This window comes from Kushneria pakistanensis, assembly GCF_014652795.1.
In the GTDB taxonomy this organism is placed as follows: Bacteria; Pseudomonadota; Gammaproteobacteria; order Pseudomonadales; family Halomonadaceae; genus Kushneria; species Kushneria pakistanensis.
The window spans coordinates 728,373-742,896 of record NZ_BMZM01000002.1 but is presented as its reverse complement, the minus strand read 5'-3'; the positions used below and the strand labels follow the sequence as shown (position 1 = coordinate 742,896).

The following is a 14,524-nucleotide window of genomic DNA, read 5'->3' as shown; positions in this document are numbered from 1 at the left end:
GTTTTCCAATTCATTAAATTGATTGGCCAAAACTAGATATTAACTGCTTTCCTTGCCTCAAAATAATTTATTATCGTCGATTCTCTTCCTCTGTCACCGGATGTTCTCCTAAATCCTCAGGAAGCTCTTCTAGCAAATCCTTTGAGTGATATTCAAGAGCGATTTCACCTTTGGTTAACCTTTCCGTCCAATATCTGCCTGCCAGTCTCAACCATGGCCGTTCTATTATTTTGAACACTGCCGCCCCATCATGAGGAACGCTACGTTGATTCAAACTAAGCCTTGGCTTACTATTGTACGAATATGCCAAGTTTTTGACCTGCCGATCAGGGTCAATAATAAAGCCTTCAGAGTATGAAGAGCTCTCCATTTCGCTTGTAGTCATTTTGCAACTGATATGAAAGAAGGACTGATTTATGGTGAGCATCACGGGGATAGGGTTCGGTTTTTCTCCTGTCCTTGGGTCCTTCCAATCGGAATGTATGAAACCCACCCAACTCCCGCTAAGGTCGGGAAAAGAAACAAGCCATCCTCTAAATATCTTAAACTTCCAGCCCCATTTTACAAAAACTGCCACCACAAATAAGTCGATACTTACCACTTTCGGAACAAGCCCCAAAAAATCTTTTATCTCTGACAGATCCAGCCCGCTAAAGTGAGCAAGTAAAACCCAAGCGACTGCTGATATTCCCACCAACAGATACAAAGAGCTTTTTATTTTTACGTTGCGCATTATTTGAACCTAAAATAGTCCCACGCTGATTTAGCAAAATCTCGGCCATCCCTTCGGGTCCATTCTTGGTTGTTGCGAAACAAGAAAAAGCACTCATTGACCTCCACCCAGCGGCCAGAGACCGGCTCTCCATCCCCTTGAAGATTATTAAAAATATAAATAAGCATAGCTTGAAGTCGTTCTGTCCACGTCGGGTGAGCAAATGCACTATCTGGGCAATTATAAGCCAAGCATTCCATAAAAAAAGATGGCATTTCACGAAACGTACCATTTTGTGCCATTGCGTTTTCAATACGCTTTAGCAGGCGCGCCCCCTTCTTATAGGCATATCCAGTTCGGTTGTTTTTTGCTATTCCATTTTCCTTTTGCTGAATTGGATAGTTAACGATGCTACTGCCATCGGCTTTGAACAACATTGTTCCATCTCTCGATTCATGGCCCATGTAGTAGCGATAACTAAAGCATGGAACCACATCAGCATCTACGCGGGCTGAGTTAGAATTCACTTGTATTGCGGTAGACCCTGAGGAGTCTACCTCACCTGGAAATTTTTTATTTATAGCAGAAAGAACCTCTGCTCTTAACTTTTCAGGGGTCCAAATTCCCTCATATGCTCCACTAGGTAAATGATCACCTTTTTCATGTTCTTCCCAATATTGACATTCAGTGCACTCTACCGCTATGTCCACATCACTATCTGACCGCACATTAGTATTATTAGCATAAGACCCTTTCGCGAAAACCTTCAATGAACAATTATTGAATGGTTCATGTGCGTCTATTGCTTGGCGAATCATTCGCTCTGTTCTATCCTGCTTTTCCTGCTCCGTATTACTTGAGGGGCCTGTCCATCCAGATAGCTTATCTTCCAAATTCATTACTTATCCTTTCAAAACATTGACAGCATTTTAGACTGTTGGCTCGTTTGTTAACTTGAATACGTGCGCACGTGTGATAGTTTTATTTATCCAGCGTCATTGTATAATTTGGATAAAATTTTCGTGGAAGGGAACGTAGCCATGCTCGGCCGACCATCCAAGCTGATTAATCATGTGCCAGCCACCATGTGTTTGAGACGTTTCAGTCTGCAAACCGCAAAGCTCTGAAAACCCATTACTACTTAATAAAACATGACATTCGCTTTTATAGCGCACGCTATCTGTTCTGCATAAAACCACTTGGTCTCAGGCATTCCACTAGCATCATTCGTTGGAAGGTCATGTTGCAGCAGCCACACAGAATCAGGCTTTGAATGCTTCCGTCTTCCTTTATCCCTGCTAGTGGCGTTATCCCATGGACGTCATACGCGTGCAGAATTGGTTATCAGGCCCAATGCACCTAATGTCGTGATGTATGGCTCTTGGCTGCGGTATCGGCCAAGGATAAGAGATATCGATTTTGATCATTACAGCAAGAAAGGAATTTCAGCCACGCTACCGCCCCTACCTGTGCATGCTTCAATGGTCTGATGCCTTCTATGCGATAGTCCCTGCATATGTCTTGGCCGTCCAAGCCATCTTAAATGGCCTTTGCTTACGGTAACCAGCCAATACATTAGGGGCAACGCCAACCAAAGTATGAGGTAGAACCGCTACTGCCATGCGTTAGCAATTCCTCCTAGTAGGTTATGGCAGGATCGACAAAGTAGGTGTTGGCTCGGCGTATAGCGACAACCAAAACAAAAACGCCCACTCATTGGTGGGCGCTGTGCACAACATGCTGACGCTCTAATCAGCGTTCGGCATTCGCCGCCCGCCAGGCGTGGAGCTTCTGATAGCTGGTGATCAACCGCTGGTGCCGGTCGATGCCTTCCAGGTTCATGCCGGTCTCGGTGAGGCCGTAAAAGCGTACATCACCATTAACCGAGCCCACCGCGGCGAGAATCTTCTCCTCGCCAAACATGCGCGAGAGGTTCTTGTAGTAGTCCTCGAACTCGAGCTCATCATCCAGTGCGATCTCGAGCACCGCGGTGAGCGCCTGATAGAATAGGCCTCGGTCGCGGGTGTTGTCGTTGAACTGCAAGAACATCTGCGTGCGGTCGAGTGCGTCCTCGTACTGCCCCAGCGCGAGGCTGATCAGGAGCTTCAGCTCGGCGATCGTCAGTTCCGACCAGACGGTGTTGTCGTCGAACTCGATGCCGATCAGCGTGACGATCTTCATCTGCTCGTCGAGCTCGCTCTCCTCCAGCCGCTCCAGAAGATCGGCGAGTTGGTCTTCCTCCAGCGCGTGGAGGCCCAGGATATCCTCGCGGTAGTTGAGCGCCATGTTGGTGTTGTCCCACACCAGATCATCCACCGGATAGACCTCGGAGTAGCCCGGCACCAGAATGCGGCATACCGGCGCGCCCAGATCCTCATGGTGGGTCACATAGGCCTCATGGCCGTCCTCGGCCAGAATCCCGAACAACCGCTCGGCTTCCTCGCTTGTCGCGCCGGAGAAATCCCAGTCGCAGAACTCAACATCCGCGCGGGCGCTGAAGAAGCGCCAGGAGACCACGCCAGAGGAGTCGATGAAGTGCTCGACGAAGTTGTTCGGCTCCGTCACCGCCTGAGAGTTGAAGGTCGGCTGGGGCAGATCGTCCATGCCTTCAAAGCTGCGGCCCTGAAGCAGCTCGGTGAGGCTGCGCTCGATCGCAACCTGCAGGCTCGGGTGCGCGCCGAACGAGGCGAACACGCCACCAGTGCGTGGATTCATCAGCGTCACGCAGGCGACCGGGTAGCGGCCGCCGAGGGAAGCATCCTTCACCAGCACCGGGAAACCCTGGGCTTCCAGCGCATCGATGCCGGCCTTGATGCCGGGGTAGCGCGCGAGCACTTCCTCGGGTACATCCGGCAGGGCGATTTCCTGCTCGATGATCTGGCGCTTCACCGCCCGCTCGAAGATCTCGGAGAGGCACTGCACCTGGGCTTCCGCCAGCGTGTTGCCCGCGCTCATGCCGTTACTGAGGTACAGGTTCTCGATCAGGTTCGAGGGGAACCACACCGTCTCGCCGTCCGAGTGGCGGGTGAACGGCAGCGCGACAATGCCGCGATCACAACGGCCGGAGTTGGTGTCGATCAGGTGTGAGGCGCGCAGCTCGCCGTCCGGGTTGAATATCTCGAGGCAGTGATCATCCAGCAGCCCTTCCGGCAGGGCATCGTCTTCGCCCGGCTGGAACCAGCGCTCGCTGGGGTAATGGACGAAATCGCTGCCCGCGATCTCGGGGCCGAAGAACTGATCGTTATAGAAGAAGTTGCAGGACAGGCGCTCGATGAACTCACCCAGCGCCGAGCACAGCGCGGCTTCCTTGGTCGACCCCTTGCCGTTGGTGAAGCACATGGGCGATGCCGCATCGCGGATGTGCAGCGACCAGACGTTGGGCACGATGTTGCGCCAGGAGGCGATCTCGATCTTCATGCCGAGGCGCTCGAGAATGCCGGTCATGTTGGCAATGGTCTGCTCCAGCGGCAGGTCCTTGCCCTCGATCCAGGTGCTCTCCCCTTCCACCGTGCCGCCCATCAGCAGCGCCTGGGCGTCCTCGTCGATGTTATCGACCACCTCGATCTGAAACTCGGGGTTGTTCTGGATCACCCGCTTGACCGAGCAGCGCTCAATCGAGCGCAGAATGCCGGTGCGGTCCTTCTCGGAGATGTCATCCGGCAGCTCGACCTGAATGCGGAAAATCTGGTTGTAGCGGTTGTCCGGGTCGACGATGTTGTTCTGGGAGAGCCGGATGTTCTCGGTCGGGATCTCACGGGCGTTGCAGTACACGCGCACGAAATAGGCCGCGCACAGCACCGTGGAGGCCAGAAAGTAGTCGAACGGACCGGGCGCGGAGCCATCGCCCTTGTAGCGAATCGGCTGGTCGGTGATGACGGTGAAGTCATCGAACTTCGCCTCCTGACGGAGGTTGTCGAGATAGTTGACCTTGATTTCCATGAGGCAGAACCGGATTGGTGGCGGGTGTCGCGCAAGGCGAATTGCCCGCCATTATCCGGATTTGAGGGGGGTGTGTCTTGGGAGAGGGTTAGCGCTTCTGGATCATTGGCGGTTAGCGTTTTCTTCCGCCACCTGACGAAGCGCATCGACCAGTACATCGGCGGGCTGGGCGCCGGAAATCAGGTAGCGGCCATCGAGTATGAAGCCCGGCACGGCGCTCACGCCTGCCTCCATAAATTGCTGCTGTGCCGCGCGAACCTCGTCCGCGTACTGATCAGAGCGTGCGATAGCCTCAGCGGTGTCACCGTCAAGCCCAACCGCAATCGCCTTTTCGCGTAGCACTTCCGGATCAGACGGGTTTTTCGCCTCACCGAAGTAGGCCTCAAACAGTGCCAGCTGCAGGGGTGTCTCGCGGTTCTGGGTTGCGGCCCACGCCAGCACGCGATGGGCATCGAACGTATTGTTCGCTCGACGTTCAACGGCGCCACGGAAATTCAATCCAAGCTCTTCAGCTACCGCCATGATCTCACGCTGGGACTGCTCCATGGTGGCCGCATCCTTGCCGTACTTGCGGCACAAGTGTTCCAGAATCGGCTCACCCTCGGGCGGCATATCCCGGTTGAGCTCAAAGGGCTGCCAGACGAGCTCAACGTCGATTTCGCCATCAAGCGTTTCCAGTGCTTGCTCCAGGCGACGATAGCCGATCGCGCACCACGGGCAGGCGACATCGGATACCAGGTCAATTCTCAACTTTTCCATGATGGATCTCTTCGTCAGTGTCCGGGAAATGCTCAGCTTTCCCGAAACGTATATCAGCAAACACAGCTCGGATGGTGAGCGGCGGTGACGCTTGTATGGCTGGAACGGCTTCTCGGTCAGCACCTGTGCCGTTATGGGATGGAGTACCGGGACTATGCCGAACGCCTTTTTCGAGCATTCCAACCGGGGTGAGCCTGACCCACTCGGATCAAAATAAGCGTAGGCAGCACTGTTCCCATCATCCTGTCAGGGTTGCCCGAAGACAACGCCACCAAAAACCGCGCCGAGGCGCGGTTATCGTTTCAGACTTTTTAAAAGGCGGTGCTTACAGCCCTTCTTCCAGCAGCTGCGGGGCGAAGTAGGTCATGATTAGATCGGCGCCGGCGCGACGCATGGAACCGAGCGTTTCGCGCACCACGGCGGATTCATCAATCACACCCTGTGCCGCGGCGAACTTGATCATCGCGTACTCGCCGCTGACCTGATACGCCACCAGCGGCAGCAGGCTGTTGCGGCGGATGTCGGCCATGATGTCCAGATACGCCAGCGCCGGTTTAACCATCAGAAAATCCGCGCCTTCGGCCTCATCGGCGAGCGATTCACGCAGCGCCTCGCGACGGTTCATCGGGTCCATCTGGTAGGTCTTGCGATCCCCCTTTAGCTCGGTGCCGGCGGCTTCACGAAACGGGCCGTACAGCGCGGAGGCGAGCTTGGTGGAATACGCCATGATGGGGATGTCGGTGAAGCCCGCCTCATCCAGCGCTTCACGGATGGCCGCGACCTGGCCATCCTGCGCGGAGGACGGCGCGATAATGTCGGCACCGGCCTTCGCGGCCTGCACGGCCTGAATGCCGAGGTTCTTGATGGTCAGGTCGTTGTCGACGGTATTGCCCTTCAAAATGCCGCAGTGACCGTGACTGGTGTACTCGCAGAAGCAGATGTCCGGAATGACCACCAGCTCCGGCGCGGCTTGTTTGATGATGCGCACCATGCGCGCCACCATGCCGTCTTCCTTCAGGGCATCACTGCCGGTCTCGTCCTTGTGATGAGAAATGCCGAACGGCATGATGCTCTTCAGCCCCAGCGCGCTCAGGCGTTTGGCTTCCTCACCGAGCTTGCTTTCCGGGATGCGCCGCTGCCCGGGCATGCCCTCAATGGGCGTGTACTCATCGGTGTCTTCCTCGACAAAAATCGGATAAACCAGGTGTTCTGCCTTGAGCGAGGTTTCACGCACGATGCTGCGAAGGGCGTCGCTTGAACGCAGGCGACGAAGACGGGCCTGCGGAAACTGGGCCGGCATGGGCTCTCCTTGAGATGGGGTCTCGATATCAATGATGGGCCAGGTATAGCGCCGCCCGGGGGCTGGGTCAAAAGGGCATTTGGTCACCCCATGGCGCCTGGATATCTCCATGATAAAGCGCAGCCGGGGCGGTGGTGAAGAAAGTGCAAGGAAAGGCAGGCCCCCTGCGTCCGTACCCGATCGCGATGTTCGAAGGTGTTGTCCGGATCGCTGACGTTACGTTCCAGAGAATGCTCGGCGCAGAAGCTGCTTTCGGCATGGTAAAGGAGCAAGGGCGCGGCCTGCCAGACGCAACGCCCTTTCCAGATTCAGGCGCCTCTGTCAGTCGTGTCCACCCTCCGATGCCACCGGAGCTTCTTCTCTCCCCATCCAGCAGGGCGTCACGGCAAACCAGCCCAGCGTGACCGCCAGCATCCACCACTTCATGGTCACCTCGCCCAGCACGTCGAACAGATACAGTAGCGGCAGCAGCGCCGCCAGCACCAGCATGAGGACCGAGATCAGCTTGAGGAGTCGAATCATGAGGTGCCCTCCTTTCTGCGAACGGGATCACGAGCAGGCGCCGAGCGCTTCTGGGTCATGATGCTCAGGCCGATATACAGCACGGCGGCAATGAACCAGCCAGGCAGTGCTACAAAGAAGATTTCGATGCCGGCAAACTGCACCAGCGCCAGACAGATTCCCAGTGTGACAAGCCAGGTGACCAGCACCGGCAGGGTCAGACGACGACCGGCATACTCGGCGTAAAAGCTCTTGAGCCCCAGCCGCGGTAGCAGCCAGTAGTCGATCACGATGATGGCCCCGATCGGCATCAGCAGCAGACCATAGAGCGCGACGAACCCGAGCATCTGCATCGCCACACCGGGGAACATCGCTACCATGGTGGTCAAAAGCCCGGTCCCGATGGTCACCCGGAAACGCGAGAGCTGCGGCATGATGGCCTGAAAGGCGAGCCCTGCCCGGTAGATGGTGGGGTTGGCAGTGGTCCAGCCGGCAATGATCACGCATAAAAGCCCTGCCACGCCCAGCGCCTGATCGGCCAGTGGCCCGGGCAGCGGCGCAGGAATGGTGCCGGCATCGGCGGCAGCGACCATGGCAGCCTCGCTGGTCAGGCCTGCATCGTACATCTGAAAGGCAAACATCATCGAGGCCGCCAGCCATGCCACGAAATGGCCCACGTACATGCCGGCCGCTGACGCCACGCCGTACCAGCTCTTGCGCGCAAAGCGCAGCACGGAGAGATCCGACATGCCCACGTGCATGGCCATGTTGGCAAACCAGGCAAAGAAGATGACATGCCAGATCGTAAAGGCCGGCTGACCGGGCACCTGCACGCCGGTCCAGATGGCCGTTTCGGCCAGCGTCCAGAGCGCCCCTGGTGAGTCGAGCGTGGTACCGGTGGCATCGACAAACCACTTGAGCGACACGACGCCAAAGCCGATGAACACCAGTACCATCCAGGGCGCGGCCAGGTTGGCAAACCAGGAGACGAAGCGATAGCCCCAGGCGGCCACCAGTGTAATCACCAGGCCTATCGCCAGCACGCTGAGCACCCAGCCCACACTGTTGGGTGCGATGTCGGACAGTGTGGGCAGCTCAAAGCCGAACCACACCCCCAGTGCCGTCGCCGACACCGTAATCATGGCCCCGGCCAGAAAGCAGAACGCGATGCCGTTGGCCAGGTTATAGAGGATCACCGTATGCCGACCGGCGATGCGCTCCAGATGGTAGTAAAGCGTCAGGCGCACCCGGGTCGCGATGGGCGCCGTCAACAACAGCCAGCTCAACACGGCCAACACGTTGCCGATCAAAAGCCCTGCCACGACGTCAAACGCCGAGACCCCGGCCAGCACGAAAAGCGGACCGATCATCAGCTCGGTGCCGGCGGTGTGCTCGCCGGCATACATGCCAATAAAGCTGCGAAATCCCAGTCGTGCCCGCTCGGGCACGGGCTGGCGCTCGTATTCACCGCCGGTCGCGGCGGGGTCGGACGTTGCATCACTCATGACGTACTCCCCTGTTGTTATTGGAAAAGGTGTTATTGGCAAAGGGCCAACGTCGTCATCAGGTATCGAGATAAACCACGTGCGTGCGGGTGTACTCATAGAGGCCATGCTTGCCATCCGCCCCGCCTATCCCTGACTTGCGGGCACCGGCGTGAAAGCCCTGCATCGCCTCGAAGTTCTCGCGATTGATGTAGGTCTCGCCGTAGTCCAGCTCTCGGCAGGCGCGCATGGCGCTGGCCAGATCCCGGGTATAGATCGAGGAGGTCAGGCCGTAGTCGGAGTCATTGGCAAGCCGGATGGCTTCGTCCAGATCCTCGACGATCTGAATGGGCAGTACCGGGCCAAAGATCTCGTGGCGCATGATCTCCATGTCTTCCCGGCAGCCACTGAGCACGGTGGGCTGGTAGTGAAACCCGGCACCAAGGTCGGCCACATCGCCCCCGGTGACCAGCTCAGCGCCTTCATCAATCGCCCGGCGGACCATGGCGGCGACCTTGTCCAGCCCCTGCTGGTTGATCAGCGGCCCCATTTCGATATCCGGCTGCTCGGAGGGATCGCCATAGCGGGTATCGGCCATCGCCGCGGCGATCTTCTGGCTGAAGGCCTCGGCCACGCCACGCTGGACATAGACCCGCTCGGCGCAGTTGCACACCTGCCCGGTATTGATGATGCGCGAGGCACGAATGGCACTGACGGCAAGGTCGAGATCGGCGTCATCCAGCACGATGGCCGGCGCCTTGCCGCCCAGTTCCAGGTTGAGCTTGGTGATGTTGTCCGCCGCGCCCTTCATGATCGCCGTGCCGGTCGCCACGCTGCCGGTAAAGCTGATCATGTCGACCAGCGGGCTGGCGCTCAGCGCATGGCCGGTACTGGCGCCGCCGCCGCTGACCACGTTGAACACCCCGGGCGGCAGGCCGATGCCGTCAAGCAGGCGAGTGAATTCGAAGCAGTTGTTGGGGGTCTCCTCACTGGGCTTGATCACGACCGTGTTGCCGGTCACCAGCGCCGGCGCCATCTTGCGGGCGATCAAAAAGAACGGAAAATTCCACGGCAGGATGCCCGCCACGACGCCGAGCGGCTTGCGAAACAGGAAGATGTTCTCCCCCGGACGATCACTTTCGATAATCTCGCCCTCGATGCGCCGCGCCCACTCGGCCATGTAATCCAGATAGTCGGCGGTGAAATTGACCTCGACCTCGGCCAGTGAGGCGATCTTGCCCTGCTCCTGGGTAATCACCTGCGCAATCTTTTTGGCCTCGCCGCGAATCTTCTCGGCCAGCGCTCGCAGGTAGCCGGCACGCTCTACCGCCGGGCGCGCCGCCCATGATTTTTGCGCGGCGCGGGCTGCCTTCAACGCGGTATCCACCTCATCCGGGGAGGAATTCGGCACGCGGGAGAGCAGCGCGCCGTTGGCGGGGTTGTAGACGTCAAGATGGTCATGGGCACTGACGAATTCGCCGTTGATGTAGTTTTGCCAGGTGGTGACGTTCTGAGTCATGGGGTTTCTCCTTGTCATGACAGTCTTTCAACCAATGCGTCTCGAGAGGTGTGAAGCCTCATCGGAAGGTGTGAAGCCTCAATAAGTACGAGACGCGCCTGCATCGTTCTGATTATCCCGGTAGCGCGACAGTGTCTGGAGCGCGCCCTGGCGCAGCAGACTGATATCGATGCCCACGGCGATAAAATCGAAGCCCCATTCGGCGTAGGCGCGGGCATCAGCTTCCGCGGGCGCAAGAATGCCGGCGCCCTTGCCGTTGGCTTTGGCCGCATCGAGGGCGCGGCGGATCATGTGCTGGACGTCCGGGTGCCCGGGGTTGCCGATGTGGCCGGCACCAGTGGAGAGATCGGCCGGGCCGACAAAAATCGCATCGACCCCGTCTACGGCGGCGATCGCCTCGACGTTGTCGATCCCGCGAGGCGATTCGATCTGCACGATCAGACACAGCTCGCGGTGGGCGCTGTCGATGTAGTCAGGGATAGCGTCCCAGCGGGTGGCGCGGGTCAGGCCGCCGCCCACGCCGCGAATGCCGTGCGGCGGATAGCGCGTGGCCTGCACCAGCGCCTCGGCCTGCTCGGCCGTGTCGACCATCGGCACCATCAGAGTCTGGGCACCGATATCCAGCAGCTGCTTGATCAGCGCGGGGTCGTGATTGACAGCCCGCACCACCGGGGCACTGTCGTAGGGCGCCACCGCCTGCAGCTGGCCGAGCACTGCCGGCAGCGGATTGGGCGCGTGCTCGCCGTCGATCAGCAGCCAGTCAAAACCGGTAGTGGCCAGAATTTCGGCCGCCCACGCCGTGCCCAGCCCGGCCCAGCAGCCATAGCGCGTTGTGCCATCCAGCGAGCGTTTGAACGTATTGATCGGCAGTTCCATGGACAATGCTCCTATTGCAGATTGACGAACATGCCGCCGTCGACCAGCAGCGAGGCGCCGGTCACGTAAGCCGCCATGTCGGAGGCGAGAAAGACCGCCGGCCCGGCCAGATCGTCCGGCGCTCCCAGCCGGCCCAGCGGCGTGCGCCCTTCCATATAAGCGCGCTTGTCAGGGTCGGCGAGATCATCACGGTTGATGTCGGTCTCGATGGTGCCGGGCAGCAGCGCGTTGCAGCGGATGCCGTAAGGTCCGAGCGCGATCGCGCAGGACTGCATCAGCGACAGCACGCCGGCCTTGGTCGGCGTGTAGTGGGTCTGCATGCCGCCGCCGACCAGCGCCGAGATCGAGCTCACCGCGATGATCGACCCGCCGCTGCCCTGGTCCTTCATCCGATTGGCAGCGGCCTGCACGGCGAAGAAGGCGCCATTCAGATTGACATCGACCGTTTTAAGGTAAGTGTCGCGAGGCATGTCGAGAAACGAATGAAAGGGGCAGATACCGGCGTTGTTGATAAACACATCGAGCCCCCCGAAGGCAGTCACCGCCGTCTCGACCAGCCGCTCGCCGGTGGCCGGGTCCTGCGCCGAAGCCGCAATCCAGGCCGATTGCACGCCGAAGGCGGCAATCTCATCGGCCGTGGCGGCGAGGGCCTCACGTGACTCGGGGGTGTCCTCGGCGCTGATCGCCACGTGGGCGCCCTGCTCGGCGCACTTGAGGGCGATGGCGCGACCGATGCCCTTTGATCCGCCAGTGACAAACACACGCTTGTTCTGCAACAGCATCACAGCCTCCTGAATCATGAATGGGTGGGCTCGTCCGGACCGGGCTGTGTGCCCAGCGCGCCGGAGGTGCGGTCAAAGGAGAGATGATGACGGCCGGCCTCCAGCGTCTGGAGGCGCCCATCGGGTAGCGTCAGCTCGGCGCGACAGCCGGTGGGGACAGTCAGGTCATACAGCACGGCGTCCGGCTGCTGGGTCCAGCGAATGGCAATTCGGCCGTACGGTGACTCATGCTCGGCCGCCGCCCACGGCAGCGACGCCGGGATCTGCGGCGCAAACCGGATGTTCCGATAGCCGGGCGAGGCCGGTGCCAGTCCGGCCAGCTGCTCATGGAGCCACTGCGCCACAGCGCCGAGGGCATAGTGGTTAAAGGAGGTCATCTCGCCCGGATTGACGCGACCGTCGGGCATCAGGCTGTCCCAGCGCTCCCAGATGGTGGTGGCGCCCTGCGTCACCGGATAGAGCCACGAGGGACAGTGCGTTTCCTGCAGCTGTCGCATGGCAGTGTCGAAATGGCCGGTATCGGTCAATGCCCGGGAGATGATGGGCGTGCCGACAAACCCGGTGGCGATGCGGTAGTCGCCGTCGATGACCAGTTCGGCCAGCCGGTCACCCATGCGTTTCAAAAGCGCCTCGTCGTTGCTGAGCCGCCAGGCGATGATCATGGCGTAGCCGGTCTGTGACTCCTGGTGCAGCCGCCCGGTGGCCGGGTCGGTGTAATGCTCGAGAATCGCCCGGGCCACCGCATCGGCCAGCCTGTTGTAGTGCGTCGCCTCGTCGCGATATTCGAGCGCCTCGGCCATCTCGGAGAGCACTCGGGCGCAGCGTGCAAAGCAGGCGCTGGCGACCAGCTCGCGGTCGGTCATGGCGGCGGCCGGGTCGTCCGGCGGCGCCGACGGGTCCAGCCAATCGCCCAGCTGCGTATCGCCCTGCCACAGATGGTTATCGCCGGCGCGCCGATCCATCAGATCGACCCAGGCCCGGGCGCTGGCCCACTGCTGCTCCAGAAAATGGCGGTCGCCGGTAGCCCACCACAGGGCATGGGGCACGATGACCGCGGCATCGCCCCAGGCTGCCAGTGGCGCCATCGGCGTCCAGGTCTCGGTGGTTTCGATATAGGGCACATAGGGCGGCACGGTGCCGTCCTCGAGCTGATCCGCTACCAGATCGCGCAGCCACGAACGCATGACGCCGGCGCAGTCATAGAGAAAGGCGGCCGTGGTCATGAACACCTGAATATCGCCGGTCCAGCCGAGGCGCTCATCGCGCTGCGGGCAGTCCGTGGGAATATCGAAGAAGTTACCCTTGAGCGACCACAGCACATTCTGATGCAGCTGGTTGATGGCCGGATCCGCGCAGGAAAACCAGCCGCTGCGGGCCATGTCGGAGTGATAGACAACGCCCTCGAACTCAAGGTCATCCAGTGTTTGAGGCGGTGCCGTCACCTCGACATAGCGAAAGCCGTGATAGGTAAAGTGCGGCTCCCAGACCTCGCGACCGCCGCCCTCATGACGATAGTGATCAGTGGCTGCAGCAAAACGCAGCGGCCGGGTGTAAAGCTCACCTCCCTGCAGGACCTCGGCGTGGCGCAGGGTCACCGTCTCTCCCGGCGCTCCTGATGAGGTGACGCGTCCACGCCCGACCATGTTCTGCCCCATGTCGAGCAGCAGCCGATCGTGGGCGAGACGCTCCCGATTGATCGGCTGTAGAGACTGTTGGGCGCGTACTGCCGGCCCCTGGGCGGCCTCCAGCCGCTCGACATCAAAGTCGACAAGGCGCGCAGCCTGCCAGCCGGCAGCGTCGAAACCGGCCCGGTCCCAGTCCCGGGGCTCGGCGCGGGCATCGAAGGTCTCGCCATCATAAAGGCTCGAGGACAGGGTGCCCCCGGTGCCAACCTGCCAGTCACTGTCGGGCTCGATAATGTGGCGCTGGCCGTTCGACGTGAGGATCTCCAGCCGCACCAGCAGGCTCAGCTCGCTGCCGTAGCGATCCTGCGCCCCGCCCTCGAAGCCCAGCCGTCCCCGGTACCAGCCATCCGCCATGCGAACGCCCAGCACGTTGCGCCCGGTCTCCAGCAGTGCGGTCACATCGTAGGTCCAGTAGCGCAGTCGCTTGTCGTAGCTTGACCAGCCGGGCAGAAAGGCATCGCACGTCACGGCCTGACCATTACAGCTCGGCTCAAGCATGCCGTGTGCGGTGATGTAGAGCCGCGCCCGTTCAATGGATTCCGGTACTTCGAAGGCGCGGCGAAAGAGCGGCGGCTGACGATCATGGTCGGGCTCCGCCCACGGCACACTGACCGCCTGACGCGGCCAGTCCTTGCGTTCGAGGCCACGCTCCACCGCCAGAGGCGCGCTCCACGGCGACCAGCCGCCGTCGGCATCGCCGACGCGCACCCGAACCTCGGCCCGCTCACGTGGGGCCAGCGGCGCATCGGGCCAGGCCACCAGATGATGGTCGGTCACGCTGAAGACGGTCTCGGTGCCCCCATCACGTGTGATGGCGATCTCATGGCGTGCCGGCGACCAGCCCTCCGGCGCCATGACCTTCCAGGACAGGCGCGGCCGGTCATGATCGATCCCGATGGCGCGCGTCAAAAGCTCCGCACGCAGCGCATGAACATGGATATTGTCTGATGACATGACAGCTTCCCTG

Annotated in this window: 11 protein-coding genes; all 11 read right to left on the bottom strand. The window is 60.0% G+C overall.

Annotated features, from left to right (window positions below):
• Positions 1–70: 70 nt before the first annotated feature.
• The 11 genes from IE123_RS08785 to IE123_RS08735 all read right to left on the bottom strand — a co-directional run bounded on the left by IE123_RS08785 (position 71) and on the right by IE123_RS08735 (position 14,511).
• Complete coding sequence (locus tag IE123_RS08785; RefSeq protein WP_189517174.1) at positions 71–733, bottom strand: Cap15 family cyclic dinucleotide receptor domain-containing protein; 663 nt, start codon at positions 731–733, stop codon at positions 71–73.
• The gene (locus tag IE123_RS08780; protein ID WP_189517172.1) at positions 733–1,611 is read right to left on the bottom strand and encodes a nucleotidyltransferase domain-containing protein; all 879 of its coding nucleotides are present in this window, start codon (positions 1,609–1,611) and stop codon (positions 733–735) included. Before IE123_RS08780 ends, IE123_RS08785 begins: the two co-directional genes overlap by 1 nt.
• An 853-nt stretch (positions 1,612–2,464) precedes the next feature.
• Positions 2,465–4,651: an OsmC domain/YcaO domain-containing protein gene (locus tag IE123_RS08775; protein WP_189517170.1), complete on the bottom strand. Its 2,187-nt coding sequence runs from the start codon at positions 4,649–4,651 to the stop codon at positions 2,465–2,467.
• A 102-nt stretch (positions 4,652–4,753) separates the two neighbouring features.
• Positions 4,754–5,410, bottom strand: a complete 657-nt coding sequence (locus tag IE123_RS08770; RefSeq protein WP_189517168.1) for a DsbA family oxidoreductase — start codon at positions 5,408–5,410, stop codon at positions 4,754–4,756.
• Positions 5,411–5,735: 325 nt separating this feature from the next.
• A complete protein-coding gene (gene hemB, locus IE123_RS08765; RefSeq protein WP_189517166.1) occupies positions 5,736–6,710 on the bottom strand; it encodes a porphobilinogen synthase in 975 nt (324 codons plus the stop codon).
• Between the two features lie 321 nt (positions 6,711–7,031).
• Positions 7,032–7,232, bottom strand: coding sequence for a hypothetical protein (locus IE123_RS08760; protein ID WP_189517164.1), 201 nt, complete (start codon positions 7,230–7,232; stop codon positions 7,032–7,034).
• Positions 7,229–8,716, bottom strand: a complete 1,488-nt coding sequence (locus tag IE123_RS08755; RefSeq protein ID WP_189517162.1) for a purine-cytosine permease family protein — start codon at positions 8,714–8,716, stop codon at positions 7,229–7,231. The genes IE123_RS08760 and IE123_RS08755 overlap by 4 nt, the downstream gene beginning before the upstream one ends.
• A 58-nt stretch (positions 8,717–8,774) precedes the next feature.
• Positions 8,775–10,214, bottom strand: a complete 1,440-nt coding sequence (gene aldA / locus IE123_RS08750; RefSeq protein ID WP_189517160.1) for an aldehyde dehydrogenase — start codon at positions 10,212–10,214, stop codon at positions 8,775–8,777.
• Positions 10,215–10,292: 78 nt separating this feature from the next.
• On the bottom strand, positions 10,293–11,090 hold the full coding sequence (locus IE123_RS08745; RefSeq protein WP_189517158.1) for an HpcH/HpaI aldolase family protein: 798 nt from the start codon (positions 11,088–11,090) through the stop codon (positions 10,293–10,295).
• 11 nt (positions 11,091–11,101) lie between these two features.
• Positions 11,102–11,890: an L-rhamnose 1-dehydrogenase Lra1 gene (gene lra1, locus IE123_RS08740; RefSeq protein ID WP_308430209.1), complete on the bottom strand. Its 789-nt coding sequence runs from the start codon at positions 11,888–11,890 to the stop codon at positions 11,102–11,104.
• Positions 11,887–14,511 (bottom strand): family 78 glycoside hydrolase catalytic domain, encoded by a 2,625-nt coding sequence (locus tag IE123_RS08735; protein WP_189517156.1) that lies wholly within the window; start codon positions 14,509–14,511, stop codon positions 11,887–11,889. The genes lra1 and IE123_RS08735 overlap by 4 nt, the downstream gene beginning before the upstream one ends.
• Between the last annotated feature and the right edge of the window lie 13 nt (positions 14,512–14,524).

Excerpts from the sequence above, each read along its gene's own strand:
- IE123_RS08780 (WP_189517172.1), bottom strand. The coding sequence starts at position 1,611 with ATGAATTTGGAAGATAAGCTATCTGGATGGACAGGCCCCTCAAGTAAT.
- IE123_RS08745 (WP_189517158.1), bottom strand. The coding sequence starts at position 11,090 with ATGGAACTGCCGATCAATACGTTCAAACGCTCGCTGGATGGCACAACG.
- hemB (WP_189517166.1), bottom strand. The coding sequence starts at position 6,710 with ATGCCGGCCCAGTTTCCGCAGGCCCGTCTTCGTCGCCTGCGTTCAAGC.
- IE123_RS08775 (WP_189517170.1), bottom strand. The coding sequence starts at position 4,651 with ATGGAAATCAAGGTCAACTATCTCGACAACCTCCGTCAGGAGGCGAAG.
- IE123_RS08735 (WP_189517156.1), bottom strand. The coding sequence starts at position 14,511 with ATGTCATCAGACAATATCCATGTTCATGCGCTGCGTGCGGAGCTTTTG.
- IE123_RS08755 (WP_189517162.1), bottom strand. The coding sequence starts at position 8,716 with ATGAGTGATGCAACGTCCGACCCCGCCGCGACCGGCGGTGAATACGAG.
- IE123_RS08770 (WP_189517168.1), bottom strand. The coding sequence starts at position 5,410 with ATGGAAAAGTTGAGAATTGACCTGGTATCCGATGTCGCCTGCCCGTGG.
- aldA (WP_189517160.1), bottom strand. The coding sequence starts at position 10,214 with ATGACTCAGAACGTCACCACCTGGCAAAACTACATCAACGGCGAATTC.
- lra1 (WP_308430209.1), bottom strand. The coding sequence starts at position 11,890 with ATGATTCAGGAGGCTGTGATGCTGTTGCAGAACAAGCGTGTGTTTGTC.
- IE123_RS08785 (WP_189517174.1), bottom strand. The coding sequence starts at position 733 with ATGCGCAACGTAAAAATAAAAAGCTCTTTGTATCTGTTGGTGGGAATA.
- IE123_RS08760 (WP_189517164.1), bottom strand. The coding sequence starts at position 7,232 with ATGATTCGACTCCTCAAGCTGATCTCGGTCCTCATGCTGGTGCTGGCG.